Annotated in this window: 19 protein-coding genes and 1 pseudogene; 9 read left to right on the top strand and 11 right to left on the bottom strand. The window is 71.2% G+C overall.

From position 1 onward, the window contains the following. Position 1: 1 nt before the first annotated feature. Together ACFV57_RS39830 and ACFV57_RS39825 are read left to right on the top strand one after the other, a co-directional pair. The gene (locus ACFV57_RS39830) at positions 2-1,273 is read left to right on the top strand and encodes an amidohydrolase family protein (protein WP_385243222.1); all 1,272 of its coding nucleotides are present in this window, start codon (positions 2-4) and stop codon (positions 1,271-1,273) included. 58 nt (positions 1,274-1,331) lie between these two features. Further along, positions 1,332-2,195, top strand: a complete 864-nt coding sequence (locus ACFV57_RS39825) for an SAM-dependent methyltransferase (protein ID WP_385243219.1) — start codon at positions 1,332-1,334, stop codon at positions 2,193-2,195. A gap of 105 nt (positions 2,196-2,300) precedes the next feature. Here the strand turns inward: ACFV57_RS39825 and ACFV57_RS39820 are convergent, their stop codons facing one another. Both ACFV57_RS39820 and ACFV57_RS39815 read right to left on the bottom strand, forming a co-directional pair. After that, the gene (locus tag ACFV57_RS39820; RefSeq protein ID WP_385243217.1) at positions 2,301-3,212 is read right to left on the bottom strand and encodes an MBL fold metallo-hydrolase; all 912 of its coding nucleotides are present in this window, start codon (positions 3,210-3,212) and stop codon (positions 2,301-2,303) included. A gap of 35 nt (positions 3,213-3,247) precedes the next feature. After that, positions 3,248-4,555: an MFS transporter gene (locus ACFV57_RS39815; RefSeq protein WP_385243214.1), complete on the bottom strand. Its 1,308-nt coding sequence runs from the start codon at positions 4,553-4,555 to the stop codon at positions 3,248-3,250. A gap of 216 nt (positions 4,556-4,771) precedes the next feature. On the opposite strand from ACFV57_RS39815, the gene ACFV57_RS39810 reads away from it, so the two are divergent. After that, positions 4,772-5,383, top strand: coding sequence for a TetR/AcrR family transcriptional regulator (locus tag ACFV57_RS39810; RefSeq protein ID WP_385243211.1), 612 nt, complete (start codon positions 4,772-4,774; stop codon positions 5,381-5,383). Positions 5,384-5,395: 12 nt separating this feature from the next. Here the strand turns inward: ACFV57_RS39810 and ACFV57_RS39805 are convergent, their stop codons facing one another. The 4 genes from ACFV57_RS39805 to ACFV57_RS39790 form a co-directional block, all read right to left on the bottom strand. Continuing rightward, a complete protein-coding gene (locus ACFV57_RS39805) occupies positions 5,396-6,094 on the bottom strand; it encodes a GNAT family N-acetyltransferase (RefSeq protein ID WP_385243209.1) in 699 nt (232 codons plus the stop codon). Positions 6,095-6,182: 88 nt separating this feature from the next. Then, positions 6,183-6,974 (bottom strand): hypothetical protein, encoded by a 792-nt coding sequence (locus ACFV57_RS39800; RefSeq protein WP_385243206.1) that lies wholly within the window; start codon positions 6,972-6,974, stop codon positions 6,183-6,185. A gap of 177 nt (positions 6,975-7,151) precedes the next feature. After that, on the bottom strand, positions 7,152-7,355 hold the full coding sequence (locus tag ACFV57_RS39795) for a hypothetical protein (RefSeq protein ID WP_385243203.1): 204 nt from the start codon (positions 7,353-7,355) through the stop codon (positions 7,152-7,154). A 60-nt stretch (positions 7,356-7,415) separates the two neighbouring features. Next, positions 7,416-8,492 carry an alpha/beta fold hydrolase gene (locus tag ACFV57_RS39790; protein ID WP_385243200.1) on the bottom strand — a complete coding sequence of 359 codons (1,077 nt, stop codon included), beginning with the start codon at positions 8,490-8,492 and terminating at the stop codon, positions 7,416-7,418. Between the two features lie 504 nt (positions 8,493-8,996). Here ACFV57_RS39790 and ACFV57_RS39785 point away from each other — a divergent pair. Next, positions 8,997-9,563 carry a TetR/AcrR family transcriptional regulator gene (locus tag ACFV57_RS39785; RefSeq protein ID WP_385243197.1) on the top strand — a complete coding sequence of 189 codons (567 nt, stop codon included), beginning with the start codon at positions 8,997-8,999 and terminating at the stop codon, positions 9,561-9,563. A 72-nt stretch (positions 9,564-9,635) separates the two neighbouring features. Continuing rightward, entirely contained in the window at positions 9,636-10,004 is a 369-nt protein-coding gene (locus ACFV57_RS39780; RefSeq protein WP_385243194.1) for a hypothetical protein, read from the top strand. 16 nt (positions 10,005-10,020) lie between these two features. On the opposite strand, the gene ACFV57_RS39775 is transcribed toward ACFV57_RS39780, so the two are convergent. From ACFV57_RS39775 to abc-f, 3 genes are all read right to left on the bottom strand, one after another. Then, positions 10,021-10,584, bottom strand: a complete 564-nt coding sequence (locus tag ACFV57_RS39775; RefSeq protein ID WP_385243191.1) for a CGNR zinc finger domain-containing protein — start codon at positions 10,582-10,584, stop codon at positions 10,021-10,023. 55 nt (positions 10,585-10,639) lie between these two features. After that, on the bottom strand, positions 10,640-12,337 hold the full coding sequence (locus ACFV57_RS39770; RefSeq protein ID WP_385243188.1) for an ABC-F family ATP-binding cassette domain-containing protein: 1,698 nt from the start codon (positions 12,335-12,337) through the stop codon (positions 10,640-10,642). An 88-nt stretch (positions 12,338-12,425) separates the two neighbouring features. Beyond that, positions 12,426-14,060, bottom strand: coding sequence for a ribosomal protection-like ABC-F family protein (gene abc-f / locus ACFV57_RS39765; RefSeq protein WP_385243185.1), 1,635 nt, complete (start codon positions 14,058-14,060; stop codon positions 12,426-12,428). Positions 14,061-14,673: 613 nt separating this feature from the next. Between abc-f and ACFV57_RS39760 the strand changes: the two are divergent. Continuing rightward, positions 14,674-15,640 (top strand): annotated as a pseudogene (locus tag ACFV57_RS39760) (quinone oxidoreductase family protein). A gap of 104 nt (positions 15,641-15,744) precedes the next feature. Continuing rightward, positions 15,745-16,344, top strand: a complete 600-nt coding sequence (locus ACFV57_RS39755; RefSeq protein ID WP_385243182.1) for a TetR/AcrR family transcriptional regulator — start codon at positions 15,745-15,747, stop codon at positions 16,342-16,344. A 109-nt stretch (positions 16,345-16,453) separates the two neighbouring features. Here the strand turns inward: ACFV57_RS39755 and ACFV57_RS39750 are convergent, their stop codons facing one another. Together ACFV57_RS39750 and ACFV57_RS39745 are read right to left on the bottom strand one after the other, a co-directional pair. After that, positions 16,454-17,425, bottom strand: a complete 972-nt coding sequence (locus ACFV57_RS39750; RefSeq protein ID WP_385243179.1) for a dihydrodipicolinate synthase family protein — start codon at positions 17,423-17,425, stop codon at positions 16,454-16,456. Beyond that, on the bottom strand, positions 17,425-18,222 hold the full coding sequence (locus ACFV57_RS39745) for an aldolase (protein WP_385243176.1): 798 nt from the start codon (positions 18,220-18,222) through the stop codon (positions 17,425-17,427). Before ACFV57_RS39745 ends, ACFV57_RS39750 begins: the two co-directional genes overlap by 1 nt. Before the next feature lie 242 nt (positions 18,223-18,464). Between ACFV57_RS39745 and ACFV57_RS39740 the strand changes: the two genes are divergently transcribed. Together ACFV57_RS39740 and ACFV57_RS39735 are read left to right on the top strand one after the other, a co-directional pair. Beyond that, the gene (locus ACFV57_RS39740) at positions 18,465-19,037 is read left to right on the top strand and encodes a helix-turn-helix domain-containing protein (protein WP_385243173.1); all 573 of its coding nucleotides are present in this window, start codon (positions 18,465-18,467) and stop codon (positions 19,035-19,037) included. Positions 19,038-19,196: 159 nt separating this feature from the next. Beyond that, on the top strand, positions 19,197-20,720 hold the full coding sequence (locus ACFV57_RS39735) for a hypothetical protein (RefSeq protein ID WP_385243170.1): 1,524 nt from the start codon (positions 19,197-19,199) through the stop codon (positions 20,718-20,720). Positions 20,721-21,028 lie beyond the last annotated feature (308 nt).

Below are 21,028 nucleotides of genomic sequence, written 5' to 3'. Positions count from 1 at the left end.
GGTGCAGCCGACGATCATCGACAGCGTACGGATCTTCGACGGGGAATCGACGACGGGCCACGGCTCGGTCGAGTTCGCCGACGGTGTCATCACCCGCGTCACCACCGGCCCCGCCCCCGGACCACCGGCCTCGGCCCAGGTCGTCGACGGGACGGGCATGACGCTGCTGCCGGGGCTGATCGACGCCCACACGCACGTCTTCGGCGTGCCCGACAACCTTCGGCTGGCGCTGGCCTTCGGTGTGACCACCGAACTGGACATGTTCATGGGCCCGCCGGAGGCCACCCGGGCCCTGTGCGACCTGGCTCGCGACCGGGACGACCTCGCCGACATGCGCAGTGCGGGACTGCTGGCCAGCGCGCAGGGAGGCTATCCCGGCAACGCCATACCGACGCTGCCGACGGTCGCCGGCCCCGAGGAGGCGGACGCCTTCGTGGCCGCGCGGCAGGCCGAGGGCGCGCACTTCATCAAGATCATGGTGGACGACGGAGCGAACCACGGACCGGCGCTGCCCGCCCTCGGCCCGGCGACCGTGACGGCGCTCGTCGACGCCGCGCGCCGCCGGGGCCTGCTCACCGTGGCCCACGCCTGTGCCCTGTGGTCCGCCCAACTGGCCCTCGACAGCGGCGTGGACTTCCTCACGCACCTCCCGCTGGAAGCGGCATTGGACCAGGCCTTCGCCGACCGGGCTGCGGCGGGCGGACGAGCCGTCATCCCCACCCTGGCCATGCTGGAGGTGTCCACATCACACGAGTCCCCCGGGACCGGTGTCGCACGGTCCCTGGCCGGTGACCCGCGGATCGCCGCGTTCCTCCCGGACGACGTCCGCGACGCGATCGCCACCGGCTGCGAGGGCTTGTGTGTGGAACACCCCCTGCCCGAGCACCACTTCGAGTACGCCCTGTCGAGCGTGGCCCGCCTGCACCGGGCGGGCGTCCCCCTGCTGGCCGGTACCGACGCCAACCAGATGCCGCAACATGCCTGCCCCATCGTCCACGGTGCCGGCCTGCACGCCGAACTGGCTCTGCTCGTCGCGGCCGGCCTGAGCCCGGCCCAGGCACTCGCCGCCGCCACGTCGGTGCCCGCCGCGCACTTCGGCCTGGACGACCGCGGCCTGATCGCGCCCGGACGACGCGCCGACCTCCTCCTCGTCAGCGGCGATCCCACCACGGACATCACCGCCACCCGCTCGATCGAGGCGATCTGGCGGGGCGGCGTCCGCTTCGACCGCGAAGCGCACCGCGCGCACACCGCCTCACCCGCGGCCCCGTGAACCACACCCCGCCCCACTCGTGGCCCCGTGCGCCACACCCCACCCAGCGGAGAACACCATGACCACCCCGTCCCCGCCCCTGGCCCGTCTCAGCGGCACCGCGCTGATCATCGCCAGAGCCCGCGCAGCCGAAACCCGGCGACCGGACCACCTCTTCGAAGACCACCTCGCCCAGCAGTTCCTCGACACCGCCGGTCCCGACCACGAGACGGCGTGGAACACCGAGCAGGGTCAGCTGTTCACCGACGCCATGGGCGACTACTTCGCCCTGCGCACCCGCTACTTCGACGACTACCTCGACCGGGCCGCCGCAGCGGGCTGCCGCCAGGTCGTCCTGCTCGCCGCGGGTCTGGACACCCGGGCCCACCGGCTGCACTGGCCCTCCGGGACGCGCCTGTTCGAGCTCGACCAGCCCGACGTCCTCGCCTTCAAGGAGCACGCCCTGCGCGGCCGGGCCCCGCGCTGCCACCGCGAGGCCATCGTCGCCGACCTGCGCCAGGACTGGGCCGAGCCCCTCGCCGCCCACGGCTTCCGTGCCGACCTGCCGACGGCCTGGCTGATCGAAGGACTCCTGGTCTACCTCACCGAACAGGACGCGGACGGCCTCCTGGAGCGCGTCACCGCCCTGTCCGCGCCGGGCAGCCACCTCGCCATCGAGCACACCACCCGCGGCATGATCAACACGGACCAGGCCCAGCAGGCCGCGGCGGCCGCCCCGGACAGCATCGTCGACCAGCTGTCCACCCTCTGGAAGAACAACATGACCCGCCCTCCGGGCGACTGGCTCGCCTCGCACGGCTGGCACAGCACCCAGGAGTCCCTCACGCACCTCGCGCAACACCACAACCGCCCTGTCCCGCCCGCTTTCAACCCGGAGCTCCCCGGCACCGGCCGTATCACCCTCCTCTCGGCCAGCCGGTAGTCCGCTGCCCCTCGATGCGGTGGGCGGTCGGCCGGGCTCCGGTTCCGGGCCTGCGGACAGGTGCGGAGCGGGGCCGCGGACGAGCCGTACGCGCCTGAGCCCGGCTCACCGAGCGTCCTGTTCGTCCGTCCACGGGCGCCAGCGGCCGGTGCCGTCGACGGTGCCGAGCTGCTGGTCCGCGAAGTGGACGCCGAAGCCGAAGACGCCGTCCCGGGCGAGGTACTCCACGAGTCGACGGCGCGAGTGTTCGGCCCGGTCCCGGTCGTGGTCGAGGACGACTTCCCAGTCCGGGTGCTCGACCTGGACGGGTGAGTGCATCGCGTCGCCGAAGGCCACGATCCGGCGGCCGTCGCCGGTGTCGAGTATCCAGGCCGTGTGTCCGGGGGTGTGCCCGGGCAGTGCCCAGGCACGTACGCCCTCGGAGATCTCGGCCCCGTCGGCCACGGTGGTGATCCGTTCGAACCCTCCGGCGAGCCGTTCGCCGGAGCCGTCGCCGCTTCGCACCTCGCCGTCCCCGACGATCCACCGCGCGTCGGGGAACAGGCTGCGCGGATCTTCGACCGCGTCGGGCCGGGCCCAGCCGGTGTGGTCGTCGTGCAGATGGGTGAAGGCGACCGTCTCCAGTCCGGACGGGTCCACGCCGAGGCTCGCCAGGGACGCGGGCAGGTTCTTCACGTGGTCGAAGGCGTGCTGGAAGTGCTCCGGGTCCTCCCCGGAAATGCGGCCGTGTCCGGCGTCCAGGAGCAGGCGGGTTCCGTCGCGCTCGACGAGCAGGGCGCCGCACCCCATGGCGAGGTGGCCCGCGTCCGTCAGGTGGTGACGGTGCGGGCGCCAGTCCTCTTCGGTGGAAGAGGGGTAGACGCGGGCCGGAATCATCGCGACTCCGGCGTCGGGGAGGTAGCTCAGGGTCAGTTCGCCGACGGTCCGCGTCCACGGGCCGGGCAGCCGTCGCCCCGAGTCGTCGTCGCGGTCGTGGCGCGGGGTGTCGGTGTCGGTGGTCTGCTTATTCGTCGCCATGGTCGGTGTGTGCCTTTGCTTGTTCGTGTCGGCGGTCATGCGGTACGTACGGTGGCCGGCCTGCTGTCGACGGTCACCGGACGGCCGGCCAGCGGTTCAGCCGGGCTGGGACGGAGAAGTTCGAGCGCCCAGATCCCGGCGCCGATCAGCGCGATCACGGCGCCGAGCCCGCACACTCCCGCCCAGCCCACCAGCGGATACAGCGCCGAAGCCAGCGCTGAGGCAACGGTGCTGCCGGCGAACGCGGAGACCATCAGGGCCGTCGTCACCCGGCTGCGCGCGTGCGGGACCCGGCGGTAGAGGGCGCTCTGATGGCTGATCAACAAGGCCTGCTGAGCGAGGTTGAGCATCATGATGCCGCCGACGAGCGCGATCAGACCGCCGGGGCCGCCCGCCCCGGCGAGGGCCAGCACGCCCCAACTCCCCGTCAGCACGACCAGTCCCCCGGTCGCCACCTGGCGGCCCCGCCCACGGTCCGCGAACCGCCCGGCCGCCACCGCGGCGGCGGCTCCGACGACCCCGGCCAGCCCGAACAGGCCGATGGCGGCGGGCCCGTATCCGTAGGACGGACCGGCCAGCAGGAACGACGACGCGGTCCACAGGACGGTGAAGCAGGCCATGCCGACCGCGGCCAGGCCCATCCGCCTGCGCAACAGCGACTCGGTGCGCACCAGCGTCAGCACCGAGCGCAGCAGCTGGGGATAGGGGGTGCTCTCGGACGGCGGCACGGGACGGAGAACCAGGCGCAGGGCGATCGCCAGTACCACCATCACGAAGGCCGCGAAGACGAACACCAGCCGCCAGTCGCCGAACTGGGCGAGCAGGCCCGCCGCGGTACGGGCGAGCATGATGCCGACGAGCAGGCCGCTCATGACGGTGCCCACCACCGAACCGCGTTCGTGGTCGGCGGCCAGCGAAGCCGCCATCGGCACGACGATCTGGGCCACCGCCGAGGTCACTCCGACCAGCGCGACGGCGGCGTACAGCGGGCCCGGCGATGGCGCCACGGCCGCGCCGAGGAGGGCGAGGGCGCTCAGGCCGAGCAGCGCGCTCACCAGGCGGCGCCGTTCGAGTATGTCTCCCAGTGGCACGAGCAGGGCCAGGGAGATCGCGTAACCGATCTGCGAGGCGGTGACGACCAGTCCCCCGGCTCCTTCGGAGATCTTCAGTGCGCGGGAGATGACCGGCAACAGCGGCTGCGCGTAGTAGATGTTCGCGACCGCCGCGCCGCACGTCACCGCCAGCAGCAGGACTTTCGCCCGACTCAGCGGAGGGCGAGCGCCGTCTTCGCGCACCCCGGATTGTGGACCGGTGTCACGCACTTCGAATTGTGGATCGTTCATGCCAGAATCCTCGCGCCGGCCAGGTGCGCCCGTCAATCCATTCTGGATCCATCGATCCAAAAGTGGTACGGATCACGCCGTGCGGCGGGAGCCCCCGGCCCGGAACACCGGCATTTTTGGAGCAGGTAGTCCAATATGGGAGCGGAAGGAAGCCCACCACGCACCGGCGGGCTCGCATCACGCCGGAGCACTCGTTCCACGACGCAGGAGGTCCATGTGCCGTCCGCCGGCCGCCCCCGCGCCTTCGACATGGAGGCCGTACTCGAAGCCGCGATGCTGCTGTTCTGGGAGCAGGGGTACGAAGCGACCTCGCTGGCACAGCTGCGAGCGGGCACGGGGCTGTCCTCCGCGAGCCTGTACGGCGCCTTCGGGTCGAAGGAGGGACTGTTCGAGCGGGCCGTCGAGCACTACATGAAGGGTCCGGGCACCGTCACCGACATCATCGGCGACGTATCGGTGAGCCCCCGCGAGGCCGTCGCCGGCCTGCTCCACGGTTCGATCGACATGCAGGCGGACTCATCCCACCCCGTCGGCTGCCTCATCGCCCTGTCCGGCACGATGCGGGCACCGGGAGAGGACCACGCCGGAGTACGCGCGGCCGTGACGGCCCGCCGAAGAGCCGACCGGGCGCGCATCAGGGCGTGCGTGGAGCGGGGAGTCGCCGCGGATGAACTCGACGCCGACACCGACATCGACGGAGTGACGTCCATGATCCACGGCTTCCTTCTGGGGCTCTCCACGCAGCTGCGCGACGGGGTCGACGCAGCGACGCTGCATACGGCGACCGAGGCGCTTCTGTCGAATTGGCGTGGCGTGCCGAGGGGTTGACGCGTTCGACGATCAGGCGGCGCCGGGCCGGTACACGCATTCCGCCAGGGTCGCGTGCCTCTTCCAGCCCAGCGTCTCGTACAGCGCGCGACCGGCGTCGGTCGCCCCGAGAACGCCGAGGCCGGCACCCGCGTCCAGGGCCCGGTCGGCGAGCTCGCGCATCACGAACCGCCCCAGCCCGCGCCGCCGGTGGGCCGCTCCGGTGACCACCCGGTCCGCGACCGCGGCCGCCCCGAGCACCGCCATCTGCCCCTTGGCCGCCTGCTCGCCCGCCACGCCCAGCACCCGTACGCAGATGACGGATCCGCTGGTCTCCACGGTCGCGGTGTACCCCTCGGGCTCGACCGGGTTCGTGGCCACGAGGTCGGTTGCCATCAGATGGCCGGTCTCCTCGTACGCCACCCCCCAGCCCGGCAGCAGCCAGGGCTCGATCTCCTCCGGCTCCGCGGGCATCTTCATCCAGGTCCGCGGCACCGTCACCGAGGCAGCGGCACCGCGGACCAGCGACTCGTCCACCTCGGGCAGGACGTGGCGCCCCACCTCGTCGGGATTGTCGGCCACCGCCGTGTAGAACCCCCACGGCGTCTCGACCGGCGGCGGCGTCCGCCGTGACACGGCCCAGCCCGCCACCCAGGTCCTGACCACGTCCGCAACCATCGAACCCTCCCGCTCCGTCAGCCACGGCAGCCACGTGTAAGAGCCGCTTGCCAAGGGGGCAGGTTACGTCACCGCATGGCGTACGGCATCCGGTTTCCGTTTCCGTGCACGACACGGCTCCCGGCCGGCGCGACGACCGTCGTCACACCGCCTGGGCGGGCCCCGGCCGTCGGTGGCGGTAGAGCAGCCAAGCCGTGCACGCGACGACCGCCACGGCGAGGGGAGGCACGATCCACCACGGGTAGCCGAGCAGCAGGGCGGGGAACCCCAGGGCAAGGCACGTGATCACCATGGCGATGAGCAGCGGCCTGCCGTACGGGCGCCAGCCATAGGTCTCGTGACTACGGGGCCGGGCCAGCCGCAGCACACCGGTGCCGAGCAGCTGCGCTGCCAGGAGACCCATGAAGGTCCCGATGGCCGCGGTCATCTGCGGCTCGTCGCGAGGCTCGTCGGAGGACTCCTGCCGTACGCCGTCCTTGGCGACCGCCATGACGTTGCCGCGCCAGACCGTACCGGTCACCCGGTCCCCCGGCCGGAGCAGTTCCAGCAGCGGCCCGGAGTCGCCGAACGGCAGAACCCCGTTTCCGGCCGGCGCGCCGGACAAAGTCGCCGTGTACCTGGAGTTCCGTCCGCCGTGCACCTCCGTGGCGTCGACCGTGAAAGCGACCTCGCGCAGACAGTCCTCGAACTGACGCGCCGCCGTGTGGGCCGGGCACGGCTCGGCCGCCACATATTCCTCGTAACGCCTGACGTCGGTGGGCAGCAGCACCGCGAACATGAAATAGCAACCCAGGACCGGAAGGAGAGCCGATACGACCAGCCAGGCGCCCCCGAGCCTTATCCGGCGCAGCGGGCGCGGGGCGGCGTGCCCGGTGCCCCGGGGCGGCAACGGCCCGCCTGGCTGGTGGGTCGAATTCGCCCTCGTCGCTCTCATTGCCCGTTCTCCTTGCCGGTCCGGAGACCCGCGTCTCCAGACGCGGCGCCCCCGCGCCTGTCACCTCAGTTTCCTTGCCCAAAGGAGCAGCGAAAAGGGTCACTTCCGGCAAACCAGGGTGGTCTCTGCTTTCCACACTCCGGCAACGGTAATTCCACCGCCCATCAGGGAGACGCCCTACAGGCCGAGGTCAAGGGCCAGACAGGAGAAGTGGTTCCATGACCCTTCGGGGTTGTACGCGTCCTGTCCGCGGCTGTCCGACGACGTCTTCTCGGTGACCATGTCCTCGTACGGGATACGGTCGGGCAGCTTACCGAACTTGGCGTGCCGAACTGCTGCCGTTGCCGCCGCACTGTTCGTCGTGCTGTCGTTGGTGTTCATCTTTGCCCTCTTCTCCCTCGCCCCCGCGCTACGGCGTGTGCGGGTGTCGTCGTTGTGTGATCAGAAGTGGTCGACGTCCACGACTGCCCGGGCGAAGGCGTCGGGTGCCTCCTGGGGCAGGTTGTGGCCGATGCCGGTCAGGGTGCGGTGCTCGTACGCGCCGGTGAACCGGTCCCGGTACGAGGCCCCGTTGCCGGGCGCGGTGAACGGATCGCGTTCGGCATCGAGGGTGATGGTCGGCACCCCGATGACCGGCCGGGCGGCGAGCTGCTTCTCGTAGCGGTCGTAGCGGCGCTCACCGTCGGCGAGGCCCAGGCGCCAGCGGTAGTTGTGGATCACGATGTCGGCGTAGTCGGGGTTCTCGAAGGCCCGGGCGGTGCGTGCGAACGTGGCGTCGTCGAAGTCCCACGTCGGCGAGACGGTGTCCCAGACCAGCCGGCACAGTTCGAGCCGCTTGGCCGTGTCCTGCATGGCGCGCCGGCCGCGCTCGGTGGCGAAGTAGTACTGGTACCACCAGGCGTACTCGGCCTTCGCAGGCAACGGCTCCTGCTGCGCCTCGACGTTGGTGATCAGGTAACCGCTCACCGACACCAGCGCCTTGACGCGCTCGGGCCAAAGGGCCGCGACGATGTCGGCCGTACGGCTCCCCCAGTCGAACCCGGCCAGTACGGCTCTGTCGATTCCGAGGGCGTCCATGAGGGCGACGAGGTCCAGGGCCACGGCGGACTGCTGGCCGTTGCGGAACGTCCGCGAGGAGCGGAAGCGGGTCGGGCCGTGGCCGCGCAGATACGGGACGATCACGCGGTAGCCCCGCGACGCCAGGAGCGGGGCGACGTCGACGAAGCTGTGGATGTCGTAAGGCCAGCCGTGCAGGCAGATGACCACCGGGCCGTGGGCGGGGCCCGCCTCCGCGTATCCGACGTCGAGCAGCCCTGCCGTCACGCGGCGGACCCGGTCGAAGGACGTGCGCGTACCGCGAGTTGGCTCGGGGTCGGCGGAAGCACTCGCGCCGGGCCGCGAAGCGGAGGTGGCGGCGAAGGCCGGGGCGGGCGGCGCGGCTCCGAGTCCCGCCGGTGACACGGCGGCCGCGCCGATGCCCAGACCCATGCCCTTGCCGAAGGTGCGTCTGTTGATCATGTGAAGTCCTCCGTGCGCTGCGTGCGCCGACTCTCGCAGGCGCCGCGTCACCAGTCAAGGGGGTGACGCGGTTGCGGAGCCCGTGCGGATGGCTCCGCGCACCGGCCGCCACGGCAACACCACCCAGGCGTCAGTTCCGGCCATGCGGGAACGACGAAGCCGCGGTCGCACGCGGCGGCCGTAAACGTGCGCGCCGGGGCCCTCTGACATGCAGTCATACGCTGTGCCCTGCCACGGCAACGCGGGGCGGAGCGCTGGACATCGAGGGAGGCCGAGGGAGAACCGGCAGCGCGCGACCGGTGAACACGGCCTTCCGGTATGGCCGAAGACGTACCTGTACGCGGTGGCGGTGGCCTGCGTAGCGTAACGAGCAAGCAGAACGAACGTTCTTTCTCCCTAGGAAGGGGAGCCATGACCGATCGCCGGAAGGAACGACAGAGATACCCGCCACCGGCCCCGTGACGGCCCCGGAGCCGCCGTCGGGTCATCCGTACGCTGTGCGTCATGACTTCGAACGCCAGGGGAACGGCCCATCCGCGCGAGCGCCTGCTGAACATCGCGGCAAGGCTGTTCTATGCGAACGGGATTCACACCGTGGGCGTCGAACAGCTCGTACGGGAGGCGGGCGTCACCCGCGCCACCTTCTACCGTCACTTCTCCAGCAAGGAAGGCCTGGTCGTCGCCTATCTGCAGGAGCGGGACGCCCGGGTGAAGCAGGCGGTGGCGGCCATCCGCCAGGTCCACCGGGGGCGCGAGGCCCTGCTGGGAATCGTCGCCATGGTCGCCGACAGCGTCCGGCGGCCGGAGTTCCGCGGCTGCGGATTCCTCAACGCTGCGGCCGAGTTCCCCGATCCGCGGCACCCCGTACGCGTATGCGTGGCCGAGCACCGCCGCTGGTTCCACGGTGTCCTGCACGAGGTCGTGAGCGACACCGGGCACCCCGATCCCGAGCGGGTGGCGCGGGCGCTCATGGTGCTGCGCGACGGAGCGATGGCGGGCGGATATCTCGACGATCAGCACGACGTCGCCGACACCTTGCGCGCGGCGGCCGAGAGCATCCTGAACGCCTGAGCAACCGTCGGGCCACCGGCCCGGCGACACCCCCACCCCACCCACCACACCCCACCAACTCAAGGCGGAAACATGTCGACTTCCCTTTCCAGATTCGCGGCGGCCGCGGGCGGCGTCCTGGCGAGCAGCCTGCTCGTCCTCGGAGCCGGCGGCACGTCCGCCGTCGCCGCCGGGCTTCCCGGCGTCACCTTCTACACCGGGGCCGACGCCACCGGGAGCGCGATCACGGCCGACCTCGACAAGGTCGGTACCTGCCAGGAACTGTCCGCTCCCGTGCGGTCCTTCCGTTCGATCTCCGAGCGGAGCGTGGAGGTCTACTTCAACGCCGGCTGCCGCCCCGGCGCCCCCGGTACGAACGGTGACCTCACCTATGTGGTGGGCACCCTGAACACCGGCAACTTCCCCTATGCCGCCGTGAGCTACCGGGTACGCGCGAACTGATCGGCACGAGAGCCGGTCAGCGGGACGCCGTGGCCGACGCCCCCTTCTTGCGCGCGCGGTAGGCGGCAGCCTTGTTCTTGTTGCCGCACGACTCCATGCCGCACCAGTGCCGCCGCATGCCCCGGGAGCGGTCGATGTAGACCCGGGTGCACTCGGGGTTGCCGCATTCCTTGAGCAGCGGCACGTCCGGCCCGCTCAGCAGCTCCACCGCTTGGCGGGCCACCACGGACAGCGCCTCCTGCGCGGTGGCGTCGGTCCGGCGCCCGGCCCTGGTGAGCTGCGGGGCGGCGGAGGGCTTGCGGGCGGCCTCGTTCAGTACGTCCAGGGCGCGGTCGCCGAACGGCTCGTCCAGGCGGCGGGCCGTGATCAGCTCGTAGACCGCTTCCCGTACGGCCTTCGCGCGCTCGACGTCGGACGGCCGGCTGGGCGTGACACGGTCCACGACGGTGGACTCCAGGTACCACGCGTCCAGCCGCGCCGGCGCCGCGAACATCTCGAAGCGCACGGTGCGCCTGGCCCGGAGCGTCGCGGCGAAGTCGAGGGCAGGATGTCCGCAGACGAAGACATGATCGAGATTCACAGTCACCATTCTGACGGGTGACTATGAGTGCGGCAACGTCTGTCGGGACACTTCGTCAGCGCGGGTCCGGGCTCCTCCCCTCGTTGCCGTACGCGTACGCCTCGCCCGAGCGCAGTCGCAGGCGGCGCCCGCTCCAGCGGCGGCGCAGCCAGCGGTCGTGGCTGGCCACGACGATCGCGCCCGGTCCGGCGCCGAGGGCGTCCTCCAGTTCGTCGCACAGGCGCGGGGACAGATGGTTCGTGGGCTCGTCGAGCAGCAGGAGGTGCGGCGGGCAGGCCATCAGCAGGGCCAGCGCGAGCCGGCGGCGCTGGCCGACCGACAGCTGTCCCACCGGTTTGTCGAGGTCCGCGGCGCGCAGCAGCCCCAGCGAGCCGAGCGGAACCGCCTCCGCACGCTCGGCGCCCAGCACGCGCGCGTAGGTGTCGCGCACCGGACGGTCCGGGTGCGCGAACTCGGTGTCCTGCGTCAGCAGCCCCACCGAAAGGCCCGGCCGCCTGTGCACCTCGCCCGCCGCGCGCAGCCGCCCGGCCAGCAGCATCAGCAGTGTCGACTTCCCGGCCCCATTGCCGCCCGTGACCAGGAGCCGGTCCCCCGGCAGGATGTCCAGGCGCGCGACGCCCAGCCGTCCGGGCACCCGCGCGTCGCGCAGCGCGACGAGCCGGCCGTCCGCCGGGGCGGGGTCGGACGCCAGGTCCGGTTCCTCCGTCGGCCCGACGGCGAGCACGGTGGTGTGCAGGCGCAACGGGCGGGGCGGTTCGCCGACCTGGGTCCGTTCCAGTTCGCCGAGCCGACGGGTGGCGTTGCGCACCCGCCGGGAGATCTGCTGCTGCACCCGGCCCGCCCGGTGGCCGTAGCCCATCTTCTCGTTGTCCCGCGGTCCCCGGTCCGGGGCGACGCGGCGCGCGGTCACCCCGGCCGAGCGGCGCAGCGCTTCCAGTTCCTCCTGTTCCTCGGCGTACCTGCGCTCCCAGCGCTCCCGCTCCGCCCGTTTCTCCGCCTGGTACGCGCTGTAGTTCCCGCCGAAACGCACAGGTCCGTCCACGGCCGGGTCGAGATCGATCAGATCGGTGCAGACCGCGTCGAGGAACGCCCGGTCGTGGCTGGCCGCCACGACGACCCCGGGCAGGTCGCGGAGCTGTCCTTCCACGAAGGCGGCCGCTTCGTCGTCGAGGTGGTTGGTCGGTTCGTCCAGCAGGAGCGCCGCCGGACGGCGGACGAGCAGCGCGGCCAGGGCCAGCCGGACGCGCTGTCCTCCGGAGAGGGTGCCGAGCGTCCGGTCGTACGCGAAGCCGCCGAGGCCGAGGCCGTCGAGGACGATCGCGGCGCGCCGGTCGGCGTCCCAGGCCTCGCGTTCCCGGGCCTGTTCGAGCCGCTGTCCGTACGCGTCCAGCAGTTCGGCGTATGCGGGGCGGTCGTCCGGGGTGTCGGCCAGCAGCCGGGTGAGCCGGTCGAGTTCGGCCAGGTCGGCGCGGGCCTCCCGCAGCGCGTCGTCCAGCACCCGCGCGATCGTGGTACCGCTGTCGTACGGCATCTCCTGCTGGAGGAAGCCGAGGTCGTGCGGGCGTGTGACCTGGCCGGCGTCGGGCTCGTCGACGCCGGCGAGCAGGCGCAGCAGTGTCGACTTGCCGACACCGTTCTCGCCGATGAGCCCGACGCGGTGGCCGGGGGAAGCGGTGAGGGAGACGCCGTCGAGGACCCGCCGGGTCCCCAGCGTACGGACGAGGTCATGGGCGAGCAGAGCAGGTCGGGGCATGGTGGTCCACCTGATGTGTGAGCTGTGCGCGGTACGCGGCCCGCCGGGTGGCACACCTCGGACACGGGCCAGGCCGGTTCGCGACGCCTCACACCTCGGGCGCCGCCGTCTCCCGCAGCTCGCCATCGGCCAGCCGCAGCCACCGGTCGATCCCGATCCGGGCGAGGAAGCGTTCGTCATGGCTGACCACGACGAACGCGCCCTGATAGGAAGCCAGCGCGCTCTCCAGCTGCCCGACGCTGACCAGGTCCAGATTGTTCGTCGGCTCGTCCAGGAGCAGCAGCTGCGGTGCCGGTTCCGCGCACAGCACACACGCCAGGGTGGCGCGCAGCCGCTCGCCGCCGGACAGCACACGTACCGGCAGGTGGGCCCGAGGGCCCCGGAAGAGGAAGCGGGCGAGCAGGTTCATCCGCTCCGCCTCCGTACGGTGGGGTGCGAACGCGGCGAAGTTCTCGGCCACGGTACGGGCGAGGTCGAGTACGTCGAGGCGCTGTGAGAGGTAGGCGATACGGCTGTCGGCCCGCTTGATCTGCCCGGCGTCGGGGGCCAGGTCGCCGTGGAGCAGGCGCAGCAGCGTGGTCTTGCCGGCGCCGTTGGGGCCGGTCAGCGCGATGCGTTCGGGGCCCCGGATCGTCAGGTCGACGCCGTCCGCCGCGAACAGGGGCCGCTCGCCGTGGCTGACGCGAAGGCCTTCGCCGAGGAACAGGGTGCGTCCCGCGGGCACGTTGGTGTCGGGCAGGTCCAGGGTGATGCGCTGCTCGTCGCGCACGGCACGCCCCGCCTCGTCGAGACGGGCCTTGGCCTCGCTGACCCGGGAGGCGTGCATCTGGCCCGCCCGGCCGGCCGACTCCTGGGCGCCGCGCTTCATGTTCCCGGCGAAGATACGGGGCAGGCCCGCGTTCTTGAGGTTGCGGGAGGCGTTGCTCGCGCGGCGGTCGGCGCGCTCCCGGGCCTGCTGCAACTCCCGCTTCTCGCGCTTGAGTTCCTGCTCGGCGTTGCGGACGTTCTTCTCGGCCACCTCCTGCTCGGCCTGTACGGCTTCCTCGTACGCGGTGAAGTTGCCGCCGTACAAGCGTAGGGAGCCGCGGTCGAGTTCGGCGATGCGGTCCATGCGGTCGAGCAGCGCACGGTCGTGGCTGACCAGGAGCAGACAGCCGTTCCAGTCCCCCAGTACGTCGTAGAGCTTGTGCCGGGCGTCGAGGTCGAGATTGTTCGTCGGCTCGTCGAGCAGCAGGACGTCCGGCCGCTTGAGCAGCTGCGCCGCCAGGCCCAGCGAGACGATCTGGCCGCCGCTGAGCGTGCTCAGACCGCGGTCGAGCGTCAGCTCCGTCAGGCCGAGCCGGTCGAGCTGGGCGCGGGTGCGTTCCTCGATGTCCCAGTCGTCGCCGATGGTCGCGAAATGCCGCTCGCTCACGTCGCCGGACTCCACGGCGTCCAGGGCCTTGATCACCTCGGCGACGCCCAGCACCTCGGCCACGGTGAGGTCGGCGGCGAGGGGAAGGCTCTGCGGGAGGTAGCCGAGGACGCCGGACGCGGACACGGACCCGGCGGCGGGGCGCAGCTCACCGGCGATCAGCTTGAGCAGGGTGCTCTTACCGGAGCCGTTGGGCGCCACCAGGCCCGTACGGCCGGCGCCCAGGGTGAAGGAGAGGTCCTGGAAGACGGGGGTGTCGTCGGGCCAGGCGAAGGACAGGTTCGAGCAGACGACGGAAGCGTCGGACATGGTGATACCTCGGAGAAACGCCACGGGCCCGGCAGACACCGGTGCCCGGGAGGACGGGTGGGAAGCCACGAAGGCACGACAAGGCAGCCACCACGGCGGTGCTTGCGCGCACCGGCCGGCGGCCGTCAGGTCCGGGTATCACCCGGAGATGTCGTCGTCACCCGCCACAGCTGCGTCTCCTCGATGTGATCGATCCCGATTCGGGATCACTTCATCTCACGTCGTCGCCAGGCTAACACCATTGTTCGGGTGGGGTGGGAGGGGTGGAGGGTGCGGAGGGGCGAGTGGTGCGCATGGGGCGGCTCGGGGCTCGGGGCTCGCAGCTCGGGGCTCGGGGCTGCGTACGAGGGTGAGCGCACCATCGTCGGAGTAGAGCCGCGCGGGGGGCTTGCCGGGTGGTCGGCCCCGGCCTGCCCGGCCCCCAAAAGTGGACTTGCGGGTCCATTTTCGTCTTCCTACTCTGACCGCATTCGGTACTCGCGATACCGGATCGACGGCTCTCAACCACCCATCGGGGCACGGTAGTTCGCACCTCACAGCTCACAGCTCACAGCTCAGAGCTCAGAGCTCAGAGCTCACAGCGATTTCCCCCGACCCACGAAAGGCATTCCCCATGCACGCGATCTTCATCGACCGGCACGGCGGCCCCGAGGTCATGGCCTGGACCGAATTCCCCGACCCGGCCCCCCGGAAGGGGCGAGGTACTCGTGCGGCTCGCCGTCGCAGGGGTGAATTTCATGGATGTCGGGGCCCGGACGTCCGGCGGCCCCGGCTGGGCCGCTCCCACGACGCTCGGAGTGGAGGGGGTGGGGCAGGTGACCGCGCTCGGCGCCGGCGTCGAACATCTCGCCGTGGGCGACCGGGTGGCCTGGTTCTATCACGTGGGCAGCTACGCCGAATTGCTCGCCATACCCGAGAATTCCCTCGTCAAGGTTGCTGACGGGGTGTCCGACGAGACCGCGGCCGCGGTGCTGATGCAGGGCCTGACGGCCAACCATTTCACCACCGAGACGTACGCCGTCAAGCCGGGGGACACCGCTGTCGTACACGCCGCGGCCGGCGGCGTCGGTCTGCTGCTGACACAGATGATCAAGGCTCGCGGCGGCCGGGTGATCGGACTGGTGTCCCGGGAGGAGAAGGTGGCACCGGCACGCGAGGCCGGGGCGGATCATGTTCTCGTTTCCAGTGGAGGCGGCTTCGAGGACAAGGTCAGGGAGCTGACCGGGGGCGCGGGCGCCCACGTGGTGTACGACGGGGGCGGCACCCCGACGTTCCACTCCTCCCAACTGGCCCTGCGACCGCACGGAGTACATGCCTATTACGGGCCCTTCATGGGCGTCCCGGCCCTCGCCCCGACCGATCTCCCCAACAGCATCCTTTTGACGTATCCCGTGGTCCACCACCACGTACCCACACGCGAGGCCCTGGTCAGGCGCAGCGGGGAGGTCTTCGAAATGGTCCGGAAGGGGCAGGTCACCCCGCGCGTCGGGGGACGCTACGCACTGTCGGACGCCGCGCGGGCCCACGCCGACCTGGAATCCCGCAGGACCACGGGCAAACTCCTGCTGATACCTTCCTGATCCGCACGGCTGCCGTGCAAGTCCGTTGAGCGGGCGGCCACACGGCGATTTCCGGTTACCGATACCGATTACCGACCGCCGATCGGAGAGCAGGGGAAAACCTCATGCCGTTGACACGCAAAGGGCTCGCCACCAGGCAGCGCATCATCGAGGGCGCGGCAGCCGAGATGCGTCGGCAGGGGATTTTCTCCCTGACGCTCGATGACATCATGCACCGTACCGCTACCAGCAAGAGCCAGCTCTTCCACTATTTCCCGGCCGGGAAGGACGAATTGCTGCTGGCCGTGGCCCGGTATGAGGCCTCCGGCGTGCTCAGTGACCAACAGCCGGAACTGGGCGCGCTGAACTCGTGGCCCGCCTGGCAGAGCTGGCGCGACAAGGTTGTCGCCCGCTACCGCGAACAAGGCACCAACTGTCCGCTCAACACCGTCATGGGTCTGATCGGGCCGACCACGGAGGGCGCCCGGGCCGTGGTGGTGGAACTCCTCGCCCAGTGGCAGGGCGAGCTGGCCGCGGGAATCCGCGCGATGCAAGCCCTCGGCGAGATCGACGCCGGTCTGGATGCCGAACGCGGCGCCCGGGCCCTCCTGGCCGGAATTCAAGGTGGCGTGTTGATCCACATCACGACCGGCGGCCTTGAGCACCTGGAAGCGGTACTGGACGAAGGCATCGCGTCCCTCCGCCGCTCGGGAGGAAAGGCGTAGCGAGCGACCGCCTCATGTCGGCAGGCAACGCGGCGCCGCTCGCCACCATGGATCGGGCCCGGGCTCAGGCGCGGGCCCGGGCCCGATCGCGTACGTGGCGCGGGGAGGCTCAGGCGGCAGGTCCCGCCGGGCCCGCCGACGCCGTGCCGGCCGTACCCGCCGTACCGGCTGAAGCTGTGCCGACAAGCGGGTGGGAATCGAGCCGTGCGAGCAGCTCCCGCAGCTGCTCCGTCTCCGCGCCCGGCAGCGGCAGCAGCGGTGCGCGCGGCGGTCCGGCCGTCCGGTTGCGGATTTCCAGCCCTGCCTTGACGGCCCGGGGCAGCCCGTGGCCGACGATGAACTTCAGGAACGGCAGGAGCTCCGCCAGGATCGCGTCGGCCCGCTGCTTGTCCTCGTCCATCGCTGCCGAGTGGAGCGCGAGGCACCATGCGGGGACGAGGCAGGGCGCCGCCGTGCACCAGCCGACGGCGCCCGAGCGGAAGGCGTCGAGCGCGACGGGGTTGTTGCCGTTGTAGACCGACAGCGTGCCGTCGGACATGTCGCGGAGGGCGCGGAAGCGGGCGACGTCGCCGGAACTCTCCTTGACCATGGTGATATTCGGGATCTTGCGCGCCAGCGCGACCACCGTTTCCGGCAGCAGGTCGACTCCGCTGGTGCCCGGGTTGTTGTAGAGCATCACCGGGAGGTCGGTGGCTGCCGCGACCGTGGCGAAGTGCTGTTCGAGCTCCGCGTGGGTCAGCTTCCAGTACACCTGCGGCAGCACCATGATCGCGGTGGCTCCGTGCCGGGCGGCCACGCGGGCGCGGCGGACGGTGCCCCGCGTGCTCCAGTGCGAGACGCCGACCAGGGTCGGCACCCGCCCGTCGACGCCCTGGAGTACGGTCTCGCAGACAGCGTCCCACTCGCTCTCCGCGAGATACGCGCTTTCGCCGGCGCTGCCCAGCGGGGCGACGGCGTGGCTCCCCGCCTCCACCAGCGCGCCGGTGAGACGGCGCAGCGCGTCGAGGTCGACCTCGCCGGTGTCCGGGGCGAAGGGGGTGACGGGGTAGGAGATGATGCCCTGTAAGTGCGGTGTCGCCATCAGATGTCCACCTTGCCTGTGATGCAGTCCGGGTGATTACGCAGGGCCTTTCGCGCGTAGTACGCGAAGTTCGCCTTGTTGCGCCGGTCCGTGGAGGTCCAGTCGTGAGCCTCGCGGGCGAGGGCCGGGTCCAGGGGCTGGATCGTTCCCGCCGCCATGGCGAGCAGTTGGAGGCGGGCGGCGCGTTCGATGAGGATCGCCAGGTTGCACGCCTCCTCGACGGTGGCGCCGGTGACGAGTTGGCCGTGGTGGGCCAGGAGGATGGCGCGTTTGTCGCCGAGAGCCGCGGAGATGATCTCACCCTCCTCGTTGCCCACCGGCACTCCGGGCCAGTCCTTGAGGAAGGCACAGTCGTCGTACAGGGGCGTGGTGTCCATCTGGGAGACCACGAGGGGCACTTCGAGCATCGCGAGGGCGGCGGTGTGCAGCGAGTGCGTGTGGATGATGCAGTTGACGTCCTCGCGCGCGCGGTAGATCCACGAGTGGAAGCGGTTGGCGGGGTTGGGCATCCCCTCCCCCTCGCGTACCCGTAGGTCCTCGTCCACCAGCAGGAGGTTGTCCTCGGTGATTTCGTCGAAGCCGAGGCCCAGACGCTGGGTGTAGTAGGTGCCGGGCCGCTGCCCGCGGGCGCTGATCTGGCCGGCGAGGCCCGAGTCGTGTCCGCCGTCGAAGGCGATGCGGCACGTCAGGGCCAGCTTCTGGCGGGTGGTCAGCTCCGAGTCCTTGAAGTGATCATGCATCTGCCGCTCTGCGCGGTCGAGAAGTACGTTCTTCGGCTCGTGCAGGGTGTCTGCCATGTCCGCTCCCGTTCCGAGGCGTCGACGCACTGGCGGCCTCGTCCTGTGGCGTGGCTCGCCGCAGCGCGTCGAGGAAACAAGGTTCACGATAGGACACCAGGTGTCATGCCACAAGGGTCCCCCGACGCCGTCGGCCGAAGGGCCGCGGTGGCGCGGGACATACTGGGAGCCCGCCCGGCCGGATCCGGACCTGCGGGCGGGGCGCACGAAGGGAAGCAGTCAGTGACCAAGGGAAGCAAGCGGTGATCAATCGGGTACGGCAGCTGCGCAAGGAGCGGCTGATGACGCTGGAAGCGCTCGCCGAGCGCTCCGGCGTCACGAAGAGCTACCTTTCCAAGGTCGAACGCGGTCGGAGCGTACCCTCGATCGCCGTCAGCGCCTCACTGGCCAGGGCCCTCGACGTCCCGCTGGACAACCTCTTCGCCGATACGCAGGAGCTGACCGAGGTCACCGTCACCCGGGCCGACGAGCGGCAGCCGCTCACCTCCGGCGACGAACCAGGGTCCCGCTATGAGGGCATCGCGCTCCGGGCCGGCGCCAAGAAGATGACACCGTTCATGCTCCACCCGCCGCACGACACCGGCCCGGTGCCCTTCCGGGACCATCCGGGCGAGGAGTTCCTCTTCGTCCACCAGGGACAGGCCGAACTGCTCTTTCCCTCCCGGTCCATCACGCTCGGCCCGGGCGACTCCGCCTACTTCAAGGCCACGACGCCCCACAAGGTCCGCTCGCTGAGCACGGAACGCGCCGCCCTTCTGCTGCTGGTGTGCGACGACCGGGAGGCAGCGGAGACGCCGCATCCGCATCTGCCCTGATCGGGAGGTGGCTGCACGTACCTGCGCATACCTGCACGTACTGCCGCACCCCCGACAGTCGGCGCCCCGGCCGGTCCCCCTGCCCCGCAGCGTCACCCGCCGTAGGTGAGGGCCGAACAGCGCGGGTTTCGCCACGGTGTACGGCGGAGGTGCGCGGCCATGGCTCATGAGGAATCGGCGCACGACGCTACGACGGGTGACGGTACGGCGGACGGCGGCACGGCAGACGGTGGCGGGGCGGGCGGCGCCACGGGCGTCGGCGACCCGGCGGCCGGCAGCGAGCTGGAACGTTTGCGCGCGGAGGTCCGGGAGCTGCGGGCCCGCGCCGGTACGGGCGAGCGGCGTCGGGCCCGGCTGCTGGCCGTGCGGCGCATCGTCGCCGCCGTGGTGATCGCGCTGGTGGCCGTACTGGCGGTCACCTCGGTCGTGGGCGTGTGGGGCGCGCGGACAGCGCTCGACACGGACCGCTGGGTCGCCACGGTAGGGGCGCTCCCGGAGGACCCGGCCGTGGACGCGGCCGTCTCCGCCTACCTCGCGGACGAGATCTTCGACCAGTTGGACGTCGAGAAGCGGCTGTCCGACGCGCTGCCGCCGCGGGCGTCGTTCGTCGCGGCGCCGGTCACCGGGGCCGTGCACGACTACGTACGCGACTCGGTCTCCAAGCTGCTCGCGACGGAGCAGTTCCAGGACCTGTGGCGCTCCGCCAACCGCTTCGCGCACACACGGATCACCGCGGTGCTGGAGGGGCGCAGCGAGGGCGTGCGCGTACAGGGCGACACGGTCACCCTCAATCTGCTCCCCCTGGTCAACAACCTCCTCACCGCGTTGGAGGACCGGCTGCCCACCCTCTTCGGCAAGCGGCTGGACCTGCCCACCCTCTCGTCGGGCGAGGTCCCGCCCAAACTCCACGACCGGATCGAGAAGGCTCTCGGCGTGTCGCTGCCCGCCGATTTCGCACAGATCACGCTCTACAACCGTCAGGAACTGGGGCAGTTGCAACAGGCCGTGCTGCTGTTCAAACGCGTGCTGGTGGGCCTGCTGATCGCCGTACCCCTTCTGCTCGGACTCGCCCTGTGGATCTCCCCCAACCCCCGGCGCACCCTGCTCCAGCTGGGCCTGTGGCTCGTGATCACCGTCACCGCGCTGTCCGCGGTGCTACGGGCCGTACGGGATCAGCTTCTCGGCCAGGTACCGTCCGGCGTCTACCGCGACGGCATGCGAAGCGCGCTGTGGACCATCTTCACGACCCTGCGCGAACGCGGCGACCAACTGCTGTGGCTCGGCATCGTCCTGGCCGTCCTGGCCTATCTGGTGGGACCCGGGCGCCTGCCCGTCGGCCTGCGCCACCACACGGCCAGGGGCGCCCGGGCCACCGGTCGGCTCACCGTACGCGCGGGCCGGGGGCTCGCCCGGGGCGGCAGCCTGCGTCCGTGGGTACGGGAACACGCCGACGCGCTCCGGGTCGCCGGTGTGGTCCTCGCGGCCCTGATCGCGCTGCTGCTCTCCTCGTGGACGAGCCTTCTGGTGATCGCGGTCGTGCTGGCCGCGTACGAGGTCGCGGTCACGCTCGCGCTGCGCGACGGCTCCTCACCCGGTCGAGGTGAGGCGGCGCCCGGCGCGGACACCGTCCAGCCGGGAGGCGGTGCCGGTACCGACACGGGGGCCGGTGCCGGTACCGGGTGACCGTGGGAAAGGGAGGGCGGGGCCGGACCGGCCGACAGCGGGCGCGCGGAGCGGACGCTGTGGCCCCCGCAAGGTTCGGCACCCGATCGGCCGGTTTGCCGTCGGGTGCCTTCCCCCCCACCCCGGCTTCGACGGTGCTCCGTGCGGTGCTGGGTGCGGGCAGGGTAGAGCTAGGTGGTTATGAAGGGTTATGGGCTGTTGTGCTGTGATCAATCGTTGAGGGTGTCGCGGCGGACCACGCACAGGGCCCAGATGGTGGTGCCGTACAGCGCGATCAGGGTGATCGACCAGACCGGGTAGTAGGGGAT

The sequence above is a fragment of the Streptomyces sp. NPDC059788 genome (assembly GCF_042732265.1).
In the GTDB taxonomy this organism is placed as follows: Bacteria; Actinomycetota; Actinomycetes; order Streptomycetales; family Streptomycetaceae; genus Streptomyces.
This window is presented reverse-complemented; position numbering and strand designations above follow the sequence as displayed.

Coding starts and splice junctions, on each gene's coding strand:
- ACFV57_RS39825 (WP_385243219.1), top strand. CDS start 1,332: ATGACCACCCCGTCCCCGCCCCTGGCCCGTCTCAGCGGCACCGCGCTG.
- ACFV57_RS39820 (WP_385243217.1), bottom strand. CDS start 3,212: ATGGCGACGAATAAGCAGACCACCGACACCGACACCCCGCGCCACGAC.
- ACFV57_RS39815 (WP_385243214.1), bottom strand. CDS start 4,555: ATGAACGATCCACAATTCGAAGTGCGTGACACCGGTCCACAATCCGGG.
- ACFV57_RS39800 (WP_385243206.1), bottom strand. CDS start 6,974: ATGAGAGCGACGAGGGCGAATTCGACCCACCAGCCAGGCGGGCCGTTG.
- ACFV57_RS39795 (WP_385243203.1), bottom strand. CDS start 7,355: ATGAACACCAACGACAGCACGACGAACAGTGCGGCGGCAACGGCAGCA.
- ACFV57_RS39790 (WP_385243200.1), bottom strand. CDS start 8,492: ATGATCAACAGACGCACCTTCGGCAAGGGCATGGGTCTGGGCATCGGC.
- ACFV57_RS39785 (WP_385243197.1), top strand. CDS start 8,997: ATGACTTCGAACGCCAGGGGAACGGCCCATCCGCGCGAGCGCCTGCTG.
- ACFV57_RS39780 (WP_385243194.1), top strand. CDS start 9,636: ATGTCGACTTCCCTTTCCAGATTCGCGGCGGCCGCGGGCGGCGTCCTG.
- ACFV57_RS39770 (WP_385243188.1), bottom strand. CDS start 12,337: ATGCCCCGACCTGCTCTGCTCGCCCATGACCTCGTCCGTACGCTGGGG.
- abc-f (WP_385243185.1), bottom strand. CDS start 14,060: ATGTCCGACGCTTCCGTCGTCTGCTCGAACCTGTCCTTCGCCTGGCCC.
- ACFV57_RS39755 (WP_385243182.1), top strand. CDS start 15,745: ATGCCGTTGACACGCAAAGGGCTCGCCACCAGGCAGCGCATCATCGAG.
- ACFV57_RS39750 (WP_385243179.1), bottom strand. CDS start 17,425: ATGGCGACACCGCACTTACAGGGCATCATCTCCTACCCCGTCACCCCC.
- ACFV57_RS39745 (WP_385243176.1), bottom strand. CDS start 18,222: ATGGCAGACACCCTGCACGAGCCGAAGAACGTACTTCTCGACCGCGCA.
- ACFV57_RS39735 (WP_385243170.1), top strand. CDS start 19,197: ATGGCTCATGAGGAATCGGCGCACGACGCTACGACGGGTGACGGTACG.